The organism is Nannocystis sp. RBIL2, assembly GCF_026626745.1.
Classification (GTDB): domain Bacteria; phylum Myxococcota_A; class Polyangia; order Nannocystales; family Nannocystaceae; genus Nannocystis.
On record NZ_JAPNJW010000002.1, the window covers coordinates 3,211,771 to 3,227,225 of the forward strand.

The following is a 15,455-nucleotide window of genomic DNA, read 5'->3' on the forward strand; positions in this document are numbered from 1 at the left end:
CGGGCCCGTGCTGCGCGCGGCCTTTCACCCGGCGAAGCCTCGCACTGCCGCGACCTCGCGCCACGCGGCCAGCTCGGCCGCCACTGCGGCGTTCTTCGCCTCGACGCGGGCGAACGCGTCGGCGCCGATCGGCACGCGCACCGGCGGGCGCTCGGCCGCCGCCACCTTGAGGATCACCTGCGCCAGCTGCTTGGGGTCACCCGGCTGCGCGCCGTCGTGGCCGTCGGCGAACTCGCGCACTGCGCCGACCGTCGCCGCATAGTCGGCGATCTCGCGCCCCACCCGGCCGAGCGAGCCGCCGGCCAGGAACTCCGTGCGGAAGAAGCCCGGCTCGAGCACCGTCGCGTGGATCCCCAGCGGCGCGAGCTCCTGCGCCAGCGCCTCGGTGATCGCCTCGACCGCGAACTTGCTCGCGCAGTACAGGCCCCAGCCCTGGCCCGACGCGTAGCCGCCGAGCGACGACATGTTGAGCACGTGGCCCGCACGCTGGCGTCGCATGTGCGGCAGCACTGCGCGGATCACCGCCAGCAGGCCGAACACGTTGGTGCCGAACAGCGCCTCGACCTCCGCGGCCGAGCCCTCCTCGATCGCCCCCAGCAGCCCGTAGCCGGCGTTGTTGACCAGCACGTCGATGCGACCGAAGCGCAGGGCCGCCGCCGCCGCCGCCGCGTGCGCCTGCGCCTCGTCGCGCACGTCGAGCCGCACGAACATCCGCCGCGGGTGCTCACCCGCCGCCGCCATCGCCCGCTCCGGGTCGCGCACCGCCGCCACCACGATGTCGCCGGCCGCCAGCACCGCCTCGGCGATCTCCTGCCCGAGTCCCCGCGAAGCCCCAGTGATGAACCAAACTTTCGCCATGTCCCTGCTCCTTGTCCGGCCGGCGTCCGCCCCGTGCGGGCGCCTCGTTGGCCGCCTTGTGAAGAGCAATGTGGACCCTTCCCGCGTGAAGAAAAATGGGCTTAACCTTCCAGGACTGTGAATCAGCGCTTCACAATCCGCCCGACCGACTTGCCGGCGATCGCCGCCTTCGAGTGTGTCGCTCGCCACTGCAGCTTCACCCGCGCCGCCGCCGAGCTCGGGGTCTCGACCTCGGCGCTGTCGCAGACCGTGCGCAAGCTGGAGCGCCACCTCGGCGTCCTGTTGCTGCGTCGCACCACCCGCAGCGTCGGCCCGACCGACGCCGGCGCGCGCTTCCTCGCCGGCGTCGGCCCCGGCCTGGCGCAGCTCGCCGAGGCCTGCCAGTCGCTCGAGGGCGAGGGCGACGCCCCGCGCGGGCTCGTCCGCGTCGCCCTGTCGCGCGTCACCTACGCCCTGTTCATCGCCCCGCACCTGGCCCGCTTCGCCCGCGAACACCCGCACATCCGCCTCGAGTTCGGCCTCAGCGACGGCCTCAGCGAGGTCGTCGGCGAGGGCTTCGACGTCGGCGTGCGCCTCGGCGAGGCCATCCCGCGCGACATGATCACCGCCCCGCTCGGCGGCCCGCAGCGCCTCGTCATCGTCGGCGCCCCCGACTACTTCGCCCATCACCCGCGGCCGACCGCCCCGCGCGACCTGCTCGACCACGACTGCATCCGCCTGCGCTTCGTCACCAGCGGACGGCTCCAGCGCTGGTGGCTCGGCGACGGCGACGACGACGTCGAGCTCGACGTCGACGGCCGCGTGGTCCTAAATGACATGCTGGCGATCGTCGACGCCGCGATCGCCGGCCTCGGCCTGGCCCAGGTGTTCGCCGGCCTGGTCCGCGCGCCGCTGGCCAGCAAGCAGCTCGTGCGCGTGCTGCAGAGCCACTGCGCCGAGTTCCCCGGCTTCTCGTTCTATTATCCGAACCGCGCCCACATGCCGGTCAAGCTGCGCTGCTTCCTCGATTTCTTTCGCGCGGCCAACCGGCCCCGCGGATGAGCGGCTCGAGCACCGCGCCTGCTGCTCGCTCCGAAAAGCGAGCAGCGAACGCGACGCTCGCGGCTCACGGCCGCCTCATTCGACGTCGGCGACCATGCGGAAGTGGAACCGGCGGGGGCCGCCCGCGTCGACCCAGACGTTGACCCACCGGCAGTGCGTATCGTAGATGTCCGGGTCGTCGGTGGTGCAGGAGTAGTTGGTGTAGATCACCGAATTGTGGGTGTGCTGGGGGACCGCCCAGCCGCCGTCCCCGCCCCCGCCGGTCTTCAGGCGCAGGACCACGTCGCCGCGGTTCGGGCACACCGTCCCGCGCGTCTTGAAGGCGTGGTCGACCCATCCGGAGGCGCTCGTCACCTGCTCGACGCACACCGCGTAGTCCCTCTCGAGCCCGCCGCCGACCTCGCACGCCGACTCCGGGTGCTTGAAGAAGGCAGTGTCGCAATACCCCGCGACCGCCGGCGACGGATCTGGCAGCGCGGCGGCCAGCGGCAGGTCGGCACGCGGACCGACCACCGGCGCGTCACCCAGCGCGTCGGCGACCTCGGCCAGCGCCGCAGGCATCGCCGCCTCACCGGCCGCGTCGGCCCACAGTTCGGGCAGCGAGCGGCCCGCGAGCGCGCGCGCCTTGAGACGGGGCCCATTCACCGGCGCCCCCGCCAGCGAGATCAGGAGCTCGCCCGGCGCGGGCTCGTAGATCTGCAGCAACTCGTCGGGCTGGACCTCGACGCGGGCCAGCAGGCGCAACCCCGGCTCGAGCTCGCGGTTGGCCTCGACGATCCGCCGCGACACCGGGCCCAGCGGCCGACCGATCGAGTCGAGCAGCCCGCCCCGCTCCCCCTCGTCGATCTCGCTCCCGGCGTCGCACCCCGTCACCGCCAGCACTGCCACGAAGATTCTTTTAAAAAAGTTGTCGCGCATGTCGTCTCCGCTTTGAAGCACCGATCCTCGCAAGGTCGACGCTGCGCGGTCATCCGCGGAGCGCCTGCGAGGTCGTCGAGGGGAGTCCCCGCATCCCGACGAATCGATTGGTCGCCATGGCAAAGGCCCAACTGGGGAAGACCTCGAGCGCGTGACCCCACGCGCCGACCCTCGTCCAGTGCGCCTCGCGGGCGAATCAATTGGTGCCCCTGATGCGGACCTCTGCCGACGAATCGGACGTCCGCGACGTGTCCGGCCGGACGAACCCCCGTCTGCCCACCTCCGCCGAAATCCATTCGCCAGAGTGCAATCTTTTCTCGCCCCGCGGCGCGCGAGCCCTCACAGCAACCTGTCCCCGCAGAAAGCCAGGGAACGGCCCGAGGGCTGCACGGCTGAAGACCGAGGTTCGGCCCTCCCGCCACGGTCCACGCCAAATCCGTCGCGGCACGAGCACATCCTCGGGGAGCGCCCCTATCGCAGGCCCGGCCGACAACAGGCGCGCCTGAAACCGGAGCCCTTTCAGAGGCGCTCGCTGTCGGGGCCGGCACTGCGGTCCGACTGACATGCGGCCACAGTCGCGGGGCGGCCACGACGTAGAGCCCTGCAGCGACGATCATACGCCGCTCGACGAGCGACTCGCCGGTCCATTCATATCACCGCAACACCAAACGCAACACCAGTGCATCGAAGCCGCACCGGCCCTGCACGGCCCTGGGGCGCCCGCCCGCCGCCCGCCCGCGCCCGCGACCGCCCGCGCTTGCCACCAATGTGCATTTCCGGCCCGATCCAATTGGCTTGACGACACGGCAGAGCAGGCATTACTTTCCCGGAGCGATCGCTGACGGGCGACGGCGCACGAGCGCTCGTCGCAATCGTCGGCGCATTTCAGCGCTCACGAGGAAGCATGGGGAGGGTCAGAGCATGACGACGATTCAGCGAGTCGAGCCGAAGCAGCTCTCGGACGAGGACAACCAGAAGTTCGCCGCGGCGGGCCGCACCCTGCGGGCGAACGCCACCGGAGGCCCCGACGACCAGAGCTTCCAGGCCTTCGTCGATTACGCGTGGAGCCAGGCCGAGCAGGCCGGCAACGACGAGTTCGATCGCTTCCTGGGCACCTGCTCGAGCCTGTTCGCGGGCCAGGGCTGGCAGGTCGACGTGTCGTTCGCCGTCTATCTCGACGTGCAGCAGTCGACCAGCTTCGACATCTGGTTCAGCCAGAACGGCGGATACTCGACCACGAAGCAGGGCCGGGGCGGGAACAGCCCCAAGACGATCCTCTACTTCGTCAACTTCAAGTAGCCCGCGCTGCAGCGGTGCCGCCCTCGCGGCACCGCTGCAACGAGTAGCGACCCGGCCCCTCACCCGGGCTTGACGAGGCGCACCTCGATGTCGATGTCCCAGCCGGCGGTCTCGTTGTTGGTCAGCCGGTAGAGCGTCCCGTATTCAATGCGGCGGATGATGTAGCTCGTCGACATCGCGCCGCCGCGCTGTCCCTGCATCACCTTGATCTCGAGCTGGCTGGGTCCGCGGAGGACCACGAAGTCGCCGCGCTCGGACAGCCGCACCGCGCCGTCTTCGAGCAGGTCGAGCCCCGCGCTGTCGTCGATGAAGAACACCAGCGACGCCTCCTCGCGCGCCGCGTCGCCGGACTCGTCGGCGACGACCACCTCGTCGAGGTCGATCAGCGGCCCCTCGGGCTGGGCGGGCGTGGCGAACAGCGCCGTCAGGAGCGCGGTCGTGGCAGCTTGGAAGATCCACATGAGCATCATCTCCTTGCAGGAATGAGGGCACCGCCCGTTCGACGGCCCCGCAAGGTTGAGGCGCCTCGCGGGAGCGTCCAGCGAGCGACCGCAGAATTTATCGCCCGACCGCCCGCCAGGGGCCGTCTGCACGTCCGCCGCGGCGAGCTCTGCCCGCTGCGCGAATCATGGCAGCGCATCTACCCCGGCCTCGGGCGCCCATCCATGATCGCAGCGCACTGGCCTCTTCGATCCGCGTCTCGTGGATGCGATGGGCGCGGGGAGTCGGAGCCTGCCCTGGCGCGCGCCGGCGACCCGTTGTTCGCCCACGACCTCGTCGCAGAGTGGGACCGGGGGGGCCATCGTCGGCAATATGCTTTTCGCGGGTTCTCACCAGAGCGAAAAAAATACCCCGATCGAAATGGCCCATCGAAATGGCCGACGGTCACTCTTCCCAGCCGCGGCCGATCACAGCTCGTGCGTTTTGCAGCGTGATCGAGGGATTCCCCTCGGGTGCGAGGACGATCCCTGTTGCTGCCTCCAGACCACGGTTGTGGCATTTGCGCCGACGCAGCCTCCAGGACGCCATTTTGGGGCCACGGCTGCGCTCCGGGCCGCCATCGCGCGAGCCGGTCTCTGCAGCGAATCGCAGCCCCACGCGCGATCGTTTACGCCTCTGGCACCGAGGTTTCACGCGATCGAGCGGACCTTCCTCTCGCTCGATTGCAGGGACTGGTCGCGCCAATTGGCCAGCTCGCGACGCATCCTCCATGACCCTTCCATCACCGAAGGGTTACGGAGAAATCATGCGCAAATACCTTAGGCATCTCACCCACCTCACTCTCACCCTCAGCGCCGTCATGGCCTGCGATTCCGAAGATCTGACGCCGCGGAAGGGCGAGCTGCCCAGCGCCTGCGGCGGCTTCCTGGGCCTCGAGTGCCCGGGCGACCTCGTCTGCGTCGACGATCCGAGCGACGATTGCGACCCCTCGAAGGGCGGCAACGACTGCATCGGCATCTGCGTGGATCCGGGGCCGGCCCCCTGCGGCGGCTTCCCGGGCACGCCCTGCCCCGAAGGACAGGTCTGCGTCGACGACCCGGCCGACGACTGCGACCCGCAGAACGGCGGCTCCGACTGCATCGGCATCTGCGAGGACGCCCCGCTCGCCTGCGGCGGCTTCCCGGGCACGCCCTGCCCCGAAGGCCAGGTCTGCGTCGACGACCCGGCCGACGACTGCGACCCGCAGAACGGCGGCTCCGACTGCATCGGCATCTGCGAGGACGCCCCGCTCGGCTGCGGCGGCTTCGCCGGTGATGCCTGCCCCAAAGGCCAGGAGTGCGTCGACATCCCCGACGACGGCTGCGACCCGCAGAACGGCGGCGCCGACTGCCCCGGCGTTTGCCAGGAGGACGGTCGGCAGTACGTCAGCTACGACCCGGAGGAGTGCAAGGCGATGAAGTTCCCGTGCCCGAAGGGCATGGTCCACTTCTTCGACGCGACCGGCTGCGGCTGCGAGCCGGAGTGACCTGAATCGGCGGTGCGCGGCGCCCGTCGCCGCGCACCGCCGCGTCTGCGAGCGGCCGCACGCTCGAGCTCGCCTCGGCGTGCGGAATGCAGCGAGCTCCGCTGGAATCACAGCAGAGCCCGCTTCAAGCCTCTGTGCGCGCGAAACGCAGCGACCGCTGCCGCACCGCGGCAGCGACCGCTTCCCTGCTCACACGAAAGCAGCGACCGCTGCCGTCACCGCGGCAGCGCCCGCTTCGCGCGCTCCTCGGATTGCGCTACCCGGCCCGCTGCTCCGAGCCGCGAGTGACCGAAGCTTGCGCCCGCCGGGGCTGGCGCAGGCGGTCGGCCAGGTGCTCGATCCCCGCCACCGTCGCGCGGAAGGCGCGAGCGAGCGGCCGATGCGTCGCGGCTTCCAGCGCCCGCTCCGGGTGCTCCGCGAACCAGGACAGCGCCTGCTCTGCTTCTTGGAGCAGGGCCACCCGCCGCTCGAGCCATGCTGCGCACCAGTCGGCCAGTTCGACGGCCCCGTCGCGCCGGGCCACCTGTTCGAACAGGATCATCAGATCGACCCCGTGGCGCATCCCGAGCAGCGTGCCGCGATACGAGCGCTCGAGGCTGAGGAACATGTCCGCGACTTGGTTGCGGACCACCGAGAACGCCGTCCCCACCGCGCGTCCGCCCGTGCTGACGGGGAGGCCGTGCTGTTCGGCCAGGCGGGGCAGCTCGGCCAGCGCCGACTCGGCGTGGGCTGCGATCGCCCGCAGGCGATGGGCCGGCGGCACGTCTCCCAGGCGCTCGGCTTCGAGGCGAGGGTGACGCTGCGCCGATTGTTCGGTCTGGAACAGCTCGCGCGCGAGGTTGGCGAGCCAGGTGTGGGCTTCGGTCGCCGGCTCCTCGATGGTTCGGTCTTCCTGCATGCCCCCACTATGGATGATGTGCGCCGACCGGCAATCGACCTCCTGCCACGAATGCGGCGCAGGCCGCAGTTGCGCGGGCGATCGTCCGGACAAGCGATCACTTCCCCCGCGACGCCCGCGAGCCCCGGCAGATGCGCTCGGCCAGATCCTCCGCCTGCAGCTCGACGCCGATCGTCATCCCGGCCACCGCGCCCTCCGCCGCCGCCACGATGGCGAACATCACGTCGCGTGAGGCGTCGCCGGCGAGGAACAGCCCAGGCACGCGGGTCGACTGGCGCCGCCCGGTCTCGGCCCCGTGCTTTTCGTCGACCGGGAGCGCCAGCTTTTCGGCCAGATCGGAGCGCTGGCGCTGCGGCAGCTTGAGAAACAGCGCCCGCCGCGGCTCGGCGTCGCCGCCCGCGAACACCACCCGCTCGAGGATCCCGTCGCGTCCGACCAGGCGCTCGATCGGCTCCTCGCGCACGCGCACACCCGCCAGGGCCAGGCGTTCGGCGTCGTCGGCCGCCAGCGGACCGCCCCCGTTGGTGAACAGCACCACGTCCTCCGACCAGCGGAGCAGCGACAGCGCGAGCGCGGCTCCGTCGCCGCCGCAGACCGCCAGCGGGGCCCCGCGGACCTCCCAGCCGTCGCAATAGGGGCACACGAACACGCTGCGGCCCCACAGCGGCTCGAGCCCCGCGATCTCCGGCAGCATGTCGACCAGGCCGGTGGCGAGCAGCAGCTTGCGGCAGCGGACGCGCCGGCCGTCGCCGAGGCTCACCAGGAACCCCGGCGGCTCGCGCACCGCGTCGGTCACCGCGGTCGCGGCGAACTCGACGTCGTAGGGCCGCAGCTGCTCGCGGCCGAGCCGCCGCAGCTCGTCCGGCGCCGTCCCTTCGCGCGCCAAGAAGCCGTGGACCGCCCGCGACGCGTCGTTGCGATGGTCCCCGCGGTCGCACACCAGCACGCTGCGGTCGCTCCGCCCGAGCACGAGCGCCGCGCTGAGGCCGGCGGGCCCGCCGCCGATCACGATCACGTCGTACATGCCATCACGCTCCGCTGCGAAGCGGCGGGACGAATTCGCGGGCGACCGTACTCGTGCAAAGCGACCTCCGTGGCGCCGGTCCTCGGCAAGACCTCGCCGCAGTGCCCCGACCGCCGCGAAGATGCGCCGAACCGTTGCACCGGCAAGGACCTGCGCCGGCCGCCTGCGATCCTCGGCGACAATCACCGCGCGCTGGCGAGGGCGCAGGTCGCGACCTGGGGTCCTTCCTCGTCGAGAGCGCCGCCCGAACCCGCGGGCCCGTCCTCGCCGAGGACCCCCTCACCCGTCGCGGTCGAAAGCCCCCCGAGCCTTGCGCCGCCGCGGCGAAGCGTGCGACCGCCAGTGCACCGCGGCGAGGTCATCCGCAAGGGCCGGCCTGCACTCGCGCAACGGACCGCCGGCCCGGCCGCCTCCATCCCCACGCCATGGGGACCCGCTGGCGTGTAAAACGGCACGCCGCCGCGGGCCCCGCGGCCTTTTTAATCGGGTAGAGCTTCCCGCGCATGAGCGCCGACGAAGACCTCCCCCAGCCCACCGGCTTCGCCGCGCTCGACCTGCCCGAGCCGCTGCAGCAAGCGCTGCGCGACCTCGGCTACGAGACCCCGTCGCCGATCCAGTCGCAGACCATCCCGCACCTGCTCGCCGGGCGCGACCTCCTCGGCCAGGCTCAGACCGGCACCGGCAAGACCGCCGCCTTCGCCCTGCCGATCCTCGCGCGCCTCGATCGCAGCCGGCCCATCCTGCAGGCGCTCGTGCTCACGCCCACGCGCGAGCTGGCGATCCAGGTCGCCGAGGCGCTGCATCGCTACGCCGCCCACCTGCCCGGCTTCCGCGTCATGCCGATCTACGGCGGCCAGAGCTACGGCCCGCAGCTCGCCACCCTCGCGCGCGGCGTCCACGTCGTGGTCGGCACGCCCGGGCGGATCATCGACCACCTCCACCGCGGCTCGCTCGACCTCTCGCACCTGCGCCACGTCGTGCTCGACGAGGCCGACGAGATGCTGCGCATGGGCTTCATCGACGACGTCGAGACGATCCTGAGCGCCACGCCGCCGACGCGGCAGACCGCGCTGTTCTCGGCCACCCTGCCGCCGCCGATCCGGCGCATCGCGCAGATGCACCTGCGCGAGCCGGTCGAGGTCACGATCGCCGGCAAGAGCCGCACCGCCGACAACATCCGCCAGCGCTACTGGGTCGTCAGCGGCGTGCACAAGCTCGACGCGCTGACGCGGATCCTCGAGGCCGAGACGTTCGACGCCATGATCGTGTTCGCCCGCACCAAGCTGGCCACCGACGAGCTGGCCGAGCGGCTGCAGGCCCGCGGCTTCGCGGCCGCGGCGATCAACGGCGACCTGCCGCAGGCCCAGCGCGAGCGCACGATCGCCATGCTGCGCGACGGCGCGATCGACATCCTCGTCGCCACCGACGTCGCCGCGCGCGGCCTCGACGTCGACCGGATCAGCCACGTCATGAACTACGACGTGCCGACCGACCCCGAGAGCTACGTCCACCGGATCGGCCGCACGGGCCGCGCCGGCCGCAGCGGCGAGGCGATCCTGTTCGTCGCCCCGCGCGAGCGCGGCCTGCTGCGGATGATCGAGCGCGCCACCCGGCAGCCGATCACCGCGATGGAGCTGCCGACCGTCAAGATGGTCAACGACGTCCGGCTCGCCCGCTTCAAGCAGCAGATCCGCGACAGCATCGCCGGCGGCGGCCTCGAGCCGTTCCAGAACGCGATCGAAGAGCTCGAGCGCGAGGACAACATCCCCGCGCTCGAGATCGCCGCCGCCCTGGCCAAGCTGGTCCGCAAGGGCGAACCGTTCATGCTCGCGCCGGAGCGCCGCGAGCCCGAGGAGCGCCCGCCGCCCCGCGGCCCCGAGCCCGGCATGGCCGCTTACCGCGTCGAGGTCGGCCACCTCAACGGCCTCAGGCCCGGCAACCTGGTCGGCGCGATCGCCAACGAGGCCCGCCTGACCTCCAAGCAGATCGGCCGCATCGACATTCAAAAAGATCACACCTACGTCGAACTGCCGGCCGAGCTGTCCGACGAGGTGCTGCAGCACTTGAAAAAAGTGTGGGTCGCCGGCGGGCAGCTGCGGATCACCCGCGACGGCGAGCCGCCGGACGACGCCGGCAAGCGCCCCGTCAAGCGCAGCCTGCTGCGCGGGCGCCTGTTCGGCAAGCCGCGCAAGCCGTGAGCGCCGGGCAATCTTTCGGACATGTCCTGAAGGACATGGAGGGCACCACGACGCCTCGCGCCTACGCGATACGCGGAGGCCGGGAGACGCGTGACCCTGACGCCTCCGCGAGCGCCGGCCCCGGCTGGGTAGCGGCCGCGAGCTCTCGGCGTAGCAGCCGGCGCTGCCACGCTCCGAGGCACAGGGAAATGACGAGCAGCAGTGAAAAGGCCCCGACCCACACGAGCCCGGAGGGGTAGAAGAACGCCATGAAGAAGAGGAAATCGGTCAGCCTGGCGGCGACCCCTCTCGCCCGGCCGAACAGCCGTAAGAACGCGTAGTCCCAGAATTCATGCGTGGCGAAGACCGGCAGCTTTTGCGGCAGGGCCGGCGGCGGGACGGGCGCTTCCTGTGCATCCTCGAGTCCGCCTTCGGTCAGCGCCCGCATGCGCCGCCGTGCGAGATACCCACGACTCCAGCGCTCGACCAGGCCGGTCCAGAGGACGGCAAAGGCCATGCACGCGAGCCCGTTCTGCCACCACGCCCCTCCGAGGAGGACGAGGCAGTCATGAAAAATGAAGGCCGGGATCCAAAACGCCAACATGATCGGCGTGAACCACGCGAGGTGCCAGAATTGCTCGGTCGGCAAGAACCCCCACCGTTGCGGGGGCAGGGGTCCGCGCGAAGGAGCGAGCTGCTGCCACAGCTCCATGGTCCCGCTGTCCATCACTTGTTCTGCGCTCCGTTACACTTGTCGCTGATATAGTCCGCGATGGTCGTGTGAACACCCCAGCCAATCCCGAGGCACTTTGTCTTCTTGGTCGCAAGGCCACATCCGGCGGCGACCGCGACGCCCATCGTCGCCCCGGCGATCTTGCCGGCCCACCAGCACTTGAAGTCCCGGTCGTCTTCCAGCGCCTCGATCACGGCGTCGTCGTGCCAGACCTGTAGAAGGCTGGCGACGACGGCCACGGCCTGCTCGGGGCTGAGGATGGCGAAGTGCTCGTCTGCGAGACGACGGCGCCGTCGACAAAGCCGACCTCCGTCACCACGGCGTCCTCGACCTTGACGAGGCCGACACCGGCCCCTGCATCGTCCTCACGAATGCTCATGGAGACTGCTCCGACCTCCGGTAAATAGAAGCGGATCTCGAGCTGGCTGTCGGCCGCGCCAGCGCGGACGTCTTCGAGGACGACGGGCGCTTGCAAGTCGGCGAAGAGCTCCTCAGCAGCAGCGGGCGGGAGCAGTTCCGCGGCGCTCTCAGCGGCGCCTGGTGCCGCGGCGAGCGCGAGTGACAGGACGATTGCGGTGTGGTGCATGACCCTCCATGTGCCGCTACCGCCTGCCGCCGAGCGCGCGAGCAAGCAGAGGCCGGCGCAACCGCCTGCGAGTCGCCTGCGCGGGCGGCTTCATCTTCCGCCGGGGCCCGCGCCGGCGCCACGCCGTGGTGGCATCGCCCGGTCGCCCCTCACTGCGCGAACGTGCCGAACCACACGTTCTGTCTCTCGCCGGCCACCACCACCAATTCGCCGCACGCCCCGCGTGCGCTGAGCACTCCCCAGTATGGCAGCAGGCCGGGCGGCACCGCCAGCGGCAGCGATTCGAGCAGCTGGCCGTCGAAGCTCACGCGCTGCACCGAAGTGGCCCCGAGCGAGAGCTCGTCCGCGGCCGCGTCCAGCACCGGGATGCTCAGCGCGTCGGCGTCGACGTGGATGAAGCGGCCGGACAGGCGCGCCGGCGGCTCGGCTGCGGCGACCTCGACCTCCCACTGCAGCGAGCCGTCGGCCAGGTCGCGGGCCACCAGGTCGAGGCGGCCGTCGTCCGTGCCGAGGCGCAGCGCCGCGACCTGCCCGTTCGGCAGCAGCGCCAGCGCGGGCGTGTACGTATAGGCCGGCACCGCCTGCGGGCTGTGCCACACCAACCCGCCGCCCGCGCCGATCCGCCACAGCTCGTGATTCGTCGGGTTGCTGATGTCGTCGCCGCTGCGGCCCGCCACCACCACGTCGCCCTCCGGTGTGGGCACCAGCTCGTCGAGCAGGAGCTGCCCCGCGTCGCCGAGCTCGGTGCGCCACACCAGCGCCCCGGTCGCCACCACCACCTTGGCCACCACCATCTTCATCGCCGACCGGTCGAGGCCGGCGAGCACCGCAGTGTCGCCGAACAGCGCCAGAGCGTCGCTGGCCACCGGCACCGCGAGCTCGACCTCGGTCAGCTGCGAACCGTCGGCGGCCACGCGCAGCAACCCCGGCCGGGCCGTCATCCCGTCGACGCGGAGCGCGGGCGCCACCAGCCCCCCGTCCGCGGCGACGACCATCTCGCCGAGGCCGAAGTTGGTGGCAGGTTCGCCGGCGGCCAGCGTCAGCACCTCGCCGCTCGCCGACGCGAACAGCACCGCGGGCGCCACCGGCCCGCCCTCCTGCGCGGTGCCCAGAGTGCCCCCGATCGCCGCCCGGCCGTCGGGCAAGATCGTCAAGACATCGCGGTGCGTGCTGGCGAAGAAGTCGTCCGGCACCGCCAGGTCGGTCGACCCGAGCAAGCTCCACGGCTGTCCTTCGGGACATTGCCCCGGCTCCCCCGAGGTGGACGGCAGCGCCGGATCGCCGGTGCCGCTGGTGGGGACGTCGGGCCCTGCCGTGCCCGAAGTGCCGTCCGTGCCATCCGTGCCTGGGGGACCGCCCGTGTTCGGCTCGCCCGCCGTGGTCGAGCCGTCCGTGGTCTGCTCGAGGACGTCGGGGATACACGCAGTCGAGGGAACGAGGGCGAGGAGCAACGAGATCGTGCGCATGTTGCTTTAGTGGCGAGCCGGTCCCGAACGAGTGGGACCTCGATCGGACCCCGCGCGACGGCGTGCCTGGCTCTTCGGACATGTCCCCTGCGCGCCGAGCCTCTCGTCGACGCCGCGGCGGCGGCGCGGGTTTTAGGCTGGGAGGTCCTGACGGGCTCGCGGCCCGCGCCTCTCACGCCTCGTGGTAGTGTCCAGTGCGTGCGAAACCGGCCTCCCCTGCTGCCCTGCCGGCGCTGGGCACCCGCGACGGCGCTCCCATGCCGCGGCTCTGCCTGTCGCTGTCACGGTTCGGAGAGCGCGGTTACTCGCGGCGGGCGGCGGCGAGTCGGACCTTGACGGCGTCCCAGCTCGGGGGCTCGGTGGCGGTGGACTCGGTCCAGTGGGTGGTCTCCCACCCACTGGTGTACTTCAGGCCGTTCTTGATCGCGGCGCTATGGACCTCGCCGAACACGAACTTCTTCCGCGCGGCCTCGTCGCGCCAGAGGGTCACGGTCCGCCCGCTTCCGCAAGCCTCGGAGTAGGCGAAGCTGGCCCCGAGAAGGCCGTCGTGGGTGAAGACATCCATCATCGGCGGGGTGTTGTGACTGACGACGGCGTCCCGGTTCTCGGGAGTGTGCCAGCCCGCAGTGGTGGCGACGATGTGCGGCACGGGCAGGGGGGCGAGGAGGGCGCCGTTGTCGTCGAAGGCGGGGCCCTGGAAGGGGATCCGCTCGAGGTCGTGCTCGTCGCAGGCCGCGAGTTCGGCGACGCTCGGCTCCTCGGCGTGGGTGGTCGTGCTGTCGCTGTCCTGGGACCCGCAGGCGACGAGGAGCGAGAGCGTTAAGAAGATGGCTCGGTGGGACATCGCAGATCCAACACCGCGAGGTTCGCAAAGTGTCACCCGGTGAATCCAGATGGAACGCGAAGAGGACTTCGGAGCGGCTGTACCAGCAGCGGCAGCCTCGATACTCCTGGCGGCCTGCTCCGAAACATACCGTCGGGGACGAGACGACTCAAAGCTCGACGACACACGATTCGGGGACGACAGCGTCGGTCGAGCATGATCGCCCGACACGCCAGCCGTGCCGGGCAGCCTTCGCCGCTGCAGGCTCCCGGCTGCAGGCCCGGTCTGCTGCTCCGTGAGGCAAGCACAGAGGCGGGCCTCGCAGGAGCGGCGCTCTCCGCGGCCTCTCCAGCCGGGGCGCGTGCGAGGGAGAGAAACGCGACGATGATGGTGTGGTGCACGGCCCTCCATGTCCTGTCTCGACCGGTCGCCCGGCGAGCGGCTGGCCCCAAGCCGCGCCCCGACAAGACACAACTTTTTCGAAGAACGTGGGCTCGGAGCCCGCGAGCCGCCGCGGGCTCGACAGGCCCCGGCGACGCCGGTTAAGCTGAGAGCCGTGCGCGCGCTCGCTTCGCTCCTGCTCCTCGCCGCCTGCCAAAACGGCCCGGCGCAGCCGGGCTTCTCGACCGACCCGGGAGAGGGTCCGACCGGGCCCGCCGCGTCCACCGACCCGAGCAGTTCGACGAGCTCGACCACCTCGACGAGCTCGACCACCTCTACCAATGCGAGCGGCTCTGCCGGCGAATCGAGCACGACCCAGGCGTCGGCCCCGGACATGGGCACCACGCCTGACTTCGGGACCCACCAACCCATCGGCTGCAAGGGCAAGATCGACTTCGTGTTCGCGATCTCCGACCTCTTCACCATGGAGCAGGAGGAAGCGGCCCTGCTGGCGAGCTTCGACGGCTTCATGAAGACGGTTCGGGAGGACTTCGCGGACTTCGACGCGCACATCATCGTCCCCAACGTGGATGGATTTTGGAGCGGCAGCGCCTGCGAAAGTAATCGCTGTCCCGAGTACTACCCCAATTGTGGTCCGGACGCGGAAGAGTACATGTGCGGCTCACAGGGGCTGGTCTCGCTCTGCGAGACCGTGATGGGCGCGGGGGTCCTGTTCAACGCCGGCCCGCACGCGACCAACTACCCGTGCGAGCTCCCAGGAGGCCGGCGCTACATCGTCGTCGAGGAAGAGCCCGACCTCAACGAGCAGTTCAAGTGCATCGCCAGCGTGGGCCTCTTCGGGGCCGACACGCCGATGATGCGGGCGATCGCGGCCACCGTCGCGCCGGAGATCAACGGAGAGGGCGGCTGTAACGAGGGGTTCTTGCGCCCCGACGCGCTCCTCGTGATCGTCATGGTGATGGACTCGGCCGATGAAAAGTCCATCAAGACTCCGGCCTACTGGTTCGAGAAGGTGCTCGCCGCGAAGGGGGGCGACCTCGACGCCATGGTGATGGCCGCGATCATCAACCCCCTGCCCGAAGATCCGCCCAAGGCGGACTGCGCGTACGACGACGGCAACCCGAAGATCAACCCTCTGCGGATCTTCGCCGAGCTGTTCCCCCACCGCGCCATCGGCGACGTGTGCGGAGACACCTTCGCCCCCACGTTCGCCGATGCGGCGGCGCTGGTCAAGGAGACCTGCAGCGCCTTCATCCCGCAGTGA

The 15,455-nt window shown here is 70.9% G+C and carries 15 protein-coding genes; 5 read left to right on the top strand and 10 right to left on the bottom strand.

Annotation, left to right across the window (positions count from 1 at the left end):
- Positions 1 to 24 precede the first annotated feature (24 nt).
- Positions 25 to 858: an oxidoreductase gene (locus OV090_RS37935; RefSeq protein WP_267709620.1), complete on the bottom strand. Its 834-nt coding sequence runs from the start codon at positions 856 to 858 to the stop codon at positions 25 to 27.
- A gap of 117 nt (positions 859 to 975) precedes the next feature.
- On the opposite strand from OV090_RS37935, the gene OV090_RS37940 reads away from it, so the two are divergent.
- Positions 976 to 1,899, top strand: a complete 924-nt coding sequence (locus tag OV090_RS37940; RefSeq protein ID WP_267709621.1) for a LysR family transcriptional regulator — start codon at positions 976 to 978, stop codon at positions 1,897 to 1,899.
- Positions 1,900 to 1,974: 75 nt separating this feature from the next.
- Here OV090_RS37940 and OV090_RS37945 read toward each other — a convergent pair whose 3' ends face one another.
- Positions 1,975 to 2,817, bottom strand: coding sequence for a hypothetical protein (locus OV090_RS37945; RefSeq protein ID WP_267709622.1), 843 nt, complete (start codon positions 2,815 to 2,817; stop codon positions 1,975 to 1,977).
- A 921-nt stretch (positions 2,818 to 3,738) separates the two neighbouring features.
- Here OV090_RS37945 and OV090_RS37950 point away from each other — a divergent pair.
- Positions 3,739 to 4,116, top strand: a complete 378-nt coding sequence (locus OV090_RS37950) for a hypothetical protein (protein WP_267709623.1) — start codon at positions 3,739 to 3,741, stop codon at positions 4,114 to 4,116.
- Positions 4,117 to 4,175: 59 nt separating this feature from the next.
- Here OV090_RS37950 and OV090_RS37955 read toward each other — a convergent pair whose 3' ends face one another.
- Positions 4,176 to 4,577: a hypothetical protein gene (locus OV090_RS37955; RefSeq protein ID WP_267709624.1), complete on the bottom strand. Its 402-nt coding sequence runs from the start codon at positions 4,575 to 4,577 to the stop codon at positions 4,176 to 4,178.
- Positions 4,578 to 5,362: 785 nt separating this feature from the next.
- Here OV090_RS37955 and OV090_RS37960 point away from each other — a divergent pair.
- Entirely contained in the window at positions 5,363 to 6,082 is a 720-nt protein-coding gene (locus OV090_RS37960; protein WP_267709625.1) for a hypothetical protein, read from the top strand.
- Positions 6,083 to 6,338: 256 nt separating this feature from the next.
- Here OV090_RS37960 and OV090_RS37965 read toward each other — a convergent pair whose 3' ends face one another.
- Together OV090_RS37965 and OV090_RS37970 are read right to left on the bottom strand one after the other, a co-directional pair.
- Complete coding sequence (locus OV090_RS37965) at positions 6,339 to 6,980, bottom strand: hypothetical protein (protein ID WP_267709626.1); 642 nt, start codon at positions 6,978 to 6,980, stop codon at positions 6,339 to 6,341.
- Positions 6,981 to 7,077: 97 nt separating this feature from the next.
- Positions 7,078 to 8,004, bottom strand: a complete 927-nt coding sequence (locus OV090_RS37970) for an NAD(P)/FAD-dependent oxidoreductase (RefSeq protein ID WP_267709627.1) — start codon at positions 8,002 to 8,004, stop codon at positions 7,078 to 7,080.
- 503 nt (positions 8,005 to 8,507) lie between these two features.
- Between OV090_RS37970 and OV090_RS37975 the strand changes: the two genes are divergently transcribed.
- Complete coding sequence (locus tag OV090_RS37975) at positions 8,508 to 10,202, top strand: DEAD/DEAH box helicase (protein WP_267709628.1); 1,695 nt, start codon at positions 8,508 to 8,510, stop codon at positions 10,200 to 10,202.
- A gap of 61 nt (positions 10,203 to 10,263) precedes the next feature.
- Here the strand turns inward: OV090_RS37975 and OV090_RS37980 are convergent, their stop codons facing one another.
- From OV090_RS37980 to OV090_RS38000, 5 genes are all read right to left on the bottom strand, one after another.
- Entirely contained in the window at positions 10,264 to 10,830 is a 567-nt protein-coding gene (locus tag OV090_RS37980) for a hypothetical protein (RefSeq protein WP_267709629.1), read from the bottom strand.
- Between the two features lie 77 nt (positions 10,831 to 10,907).
- Positions 10,908 to 11,108, bottom strand: a complete 201-nt coding sequence (locus tag OV090_RS37985; RefSeq protein ID WP_267709630.1) for a hypothetical protein — start codon at positions 11,106 to 11,108, stop codon at positions 10,908 to 10,910.
- Complete coding sequence (locus tag OV090_RS37990) at positions 11,105 to 11,500, bottom strand: hypothetical protein (RefSeq protein WP_267709631.1); 396 nt, start codon at positions 11,498 to 11,500, stop codon at positions 11,105 to 11,107. The genes OV090_RS37985 and OV090_RS37990 overlap by 4 nt, the downstream gene beginning before the upstream one ends.
- Positions 11,501 to 11,649: 149 nt before the next feature.
- Positions 11,650 to 12,966, bottom strand: a complete 1,317-nt coding sequence (locus OV090_RS37995; RefSeq protein WP_267709632.1) for a PQQ-binding-like beta-propeller repeat protein — start codon at positions 12,964 to 12,966, stop codon at positions 11,650 to 11,652.
- A gap of 301 nt (positions 12,967 to 13,267) precedes the next feature.
- The gene (locus OV090_RS38000) at positions 13,268 to 13,810 is read right to left on the bottom strand and encodes a hypothetical protein (protein WP_267709634.1); all 543 of its coding nucleotides are present in this window, start codon (positions 13,808 to 13,810) and stop codon (positions 13,268 to 13,270) included.
- Positions 13,811 to 14,345: 535 nt separating this feature from the next.
- Between OV090_RS38000 and OV090_RS38005 the strand changes: the two genes are divergently transcribed.
- On the top strand, positions 14,346 to 15,455 hold the full coding sequence (locus tag OV090_RS38005) for a hypothetical protein (RefSeq protein WP_267709635.1): 1,110 nt from the start codon (positions 14,346 to 14,348) through the stop codon (positions 15,453 to 15,455).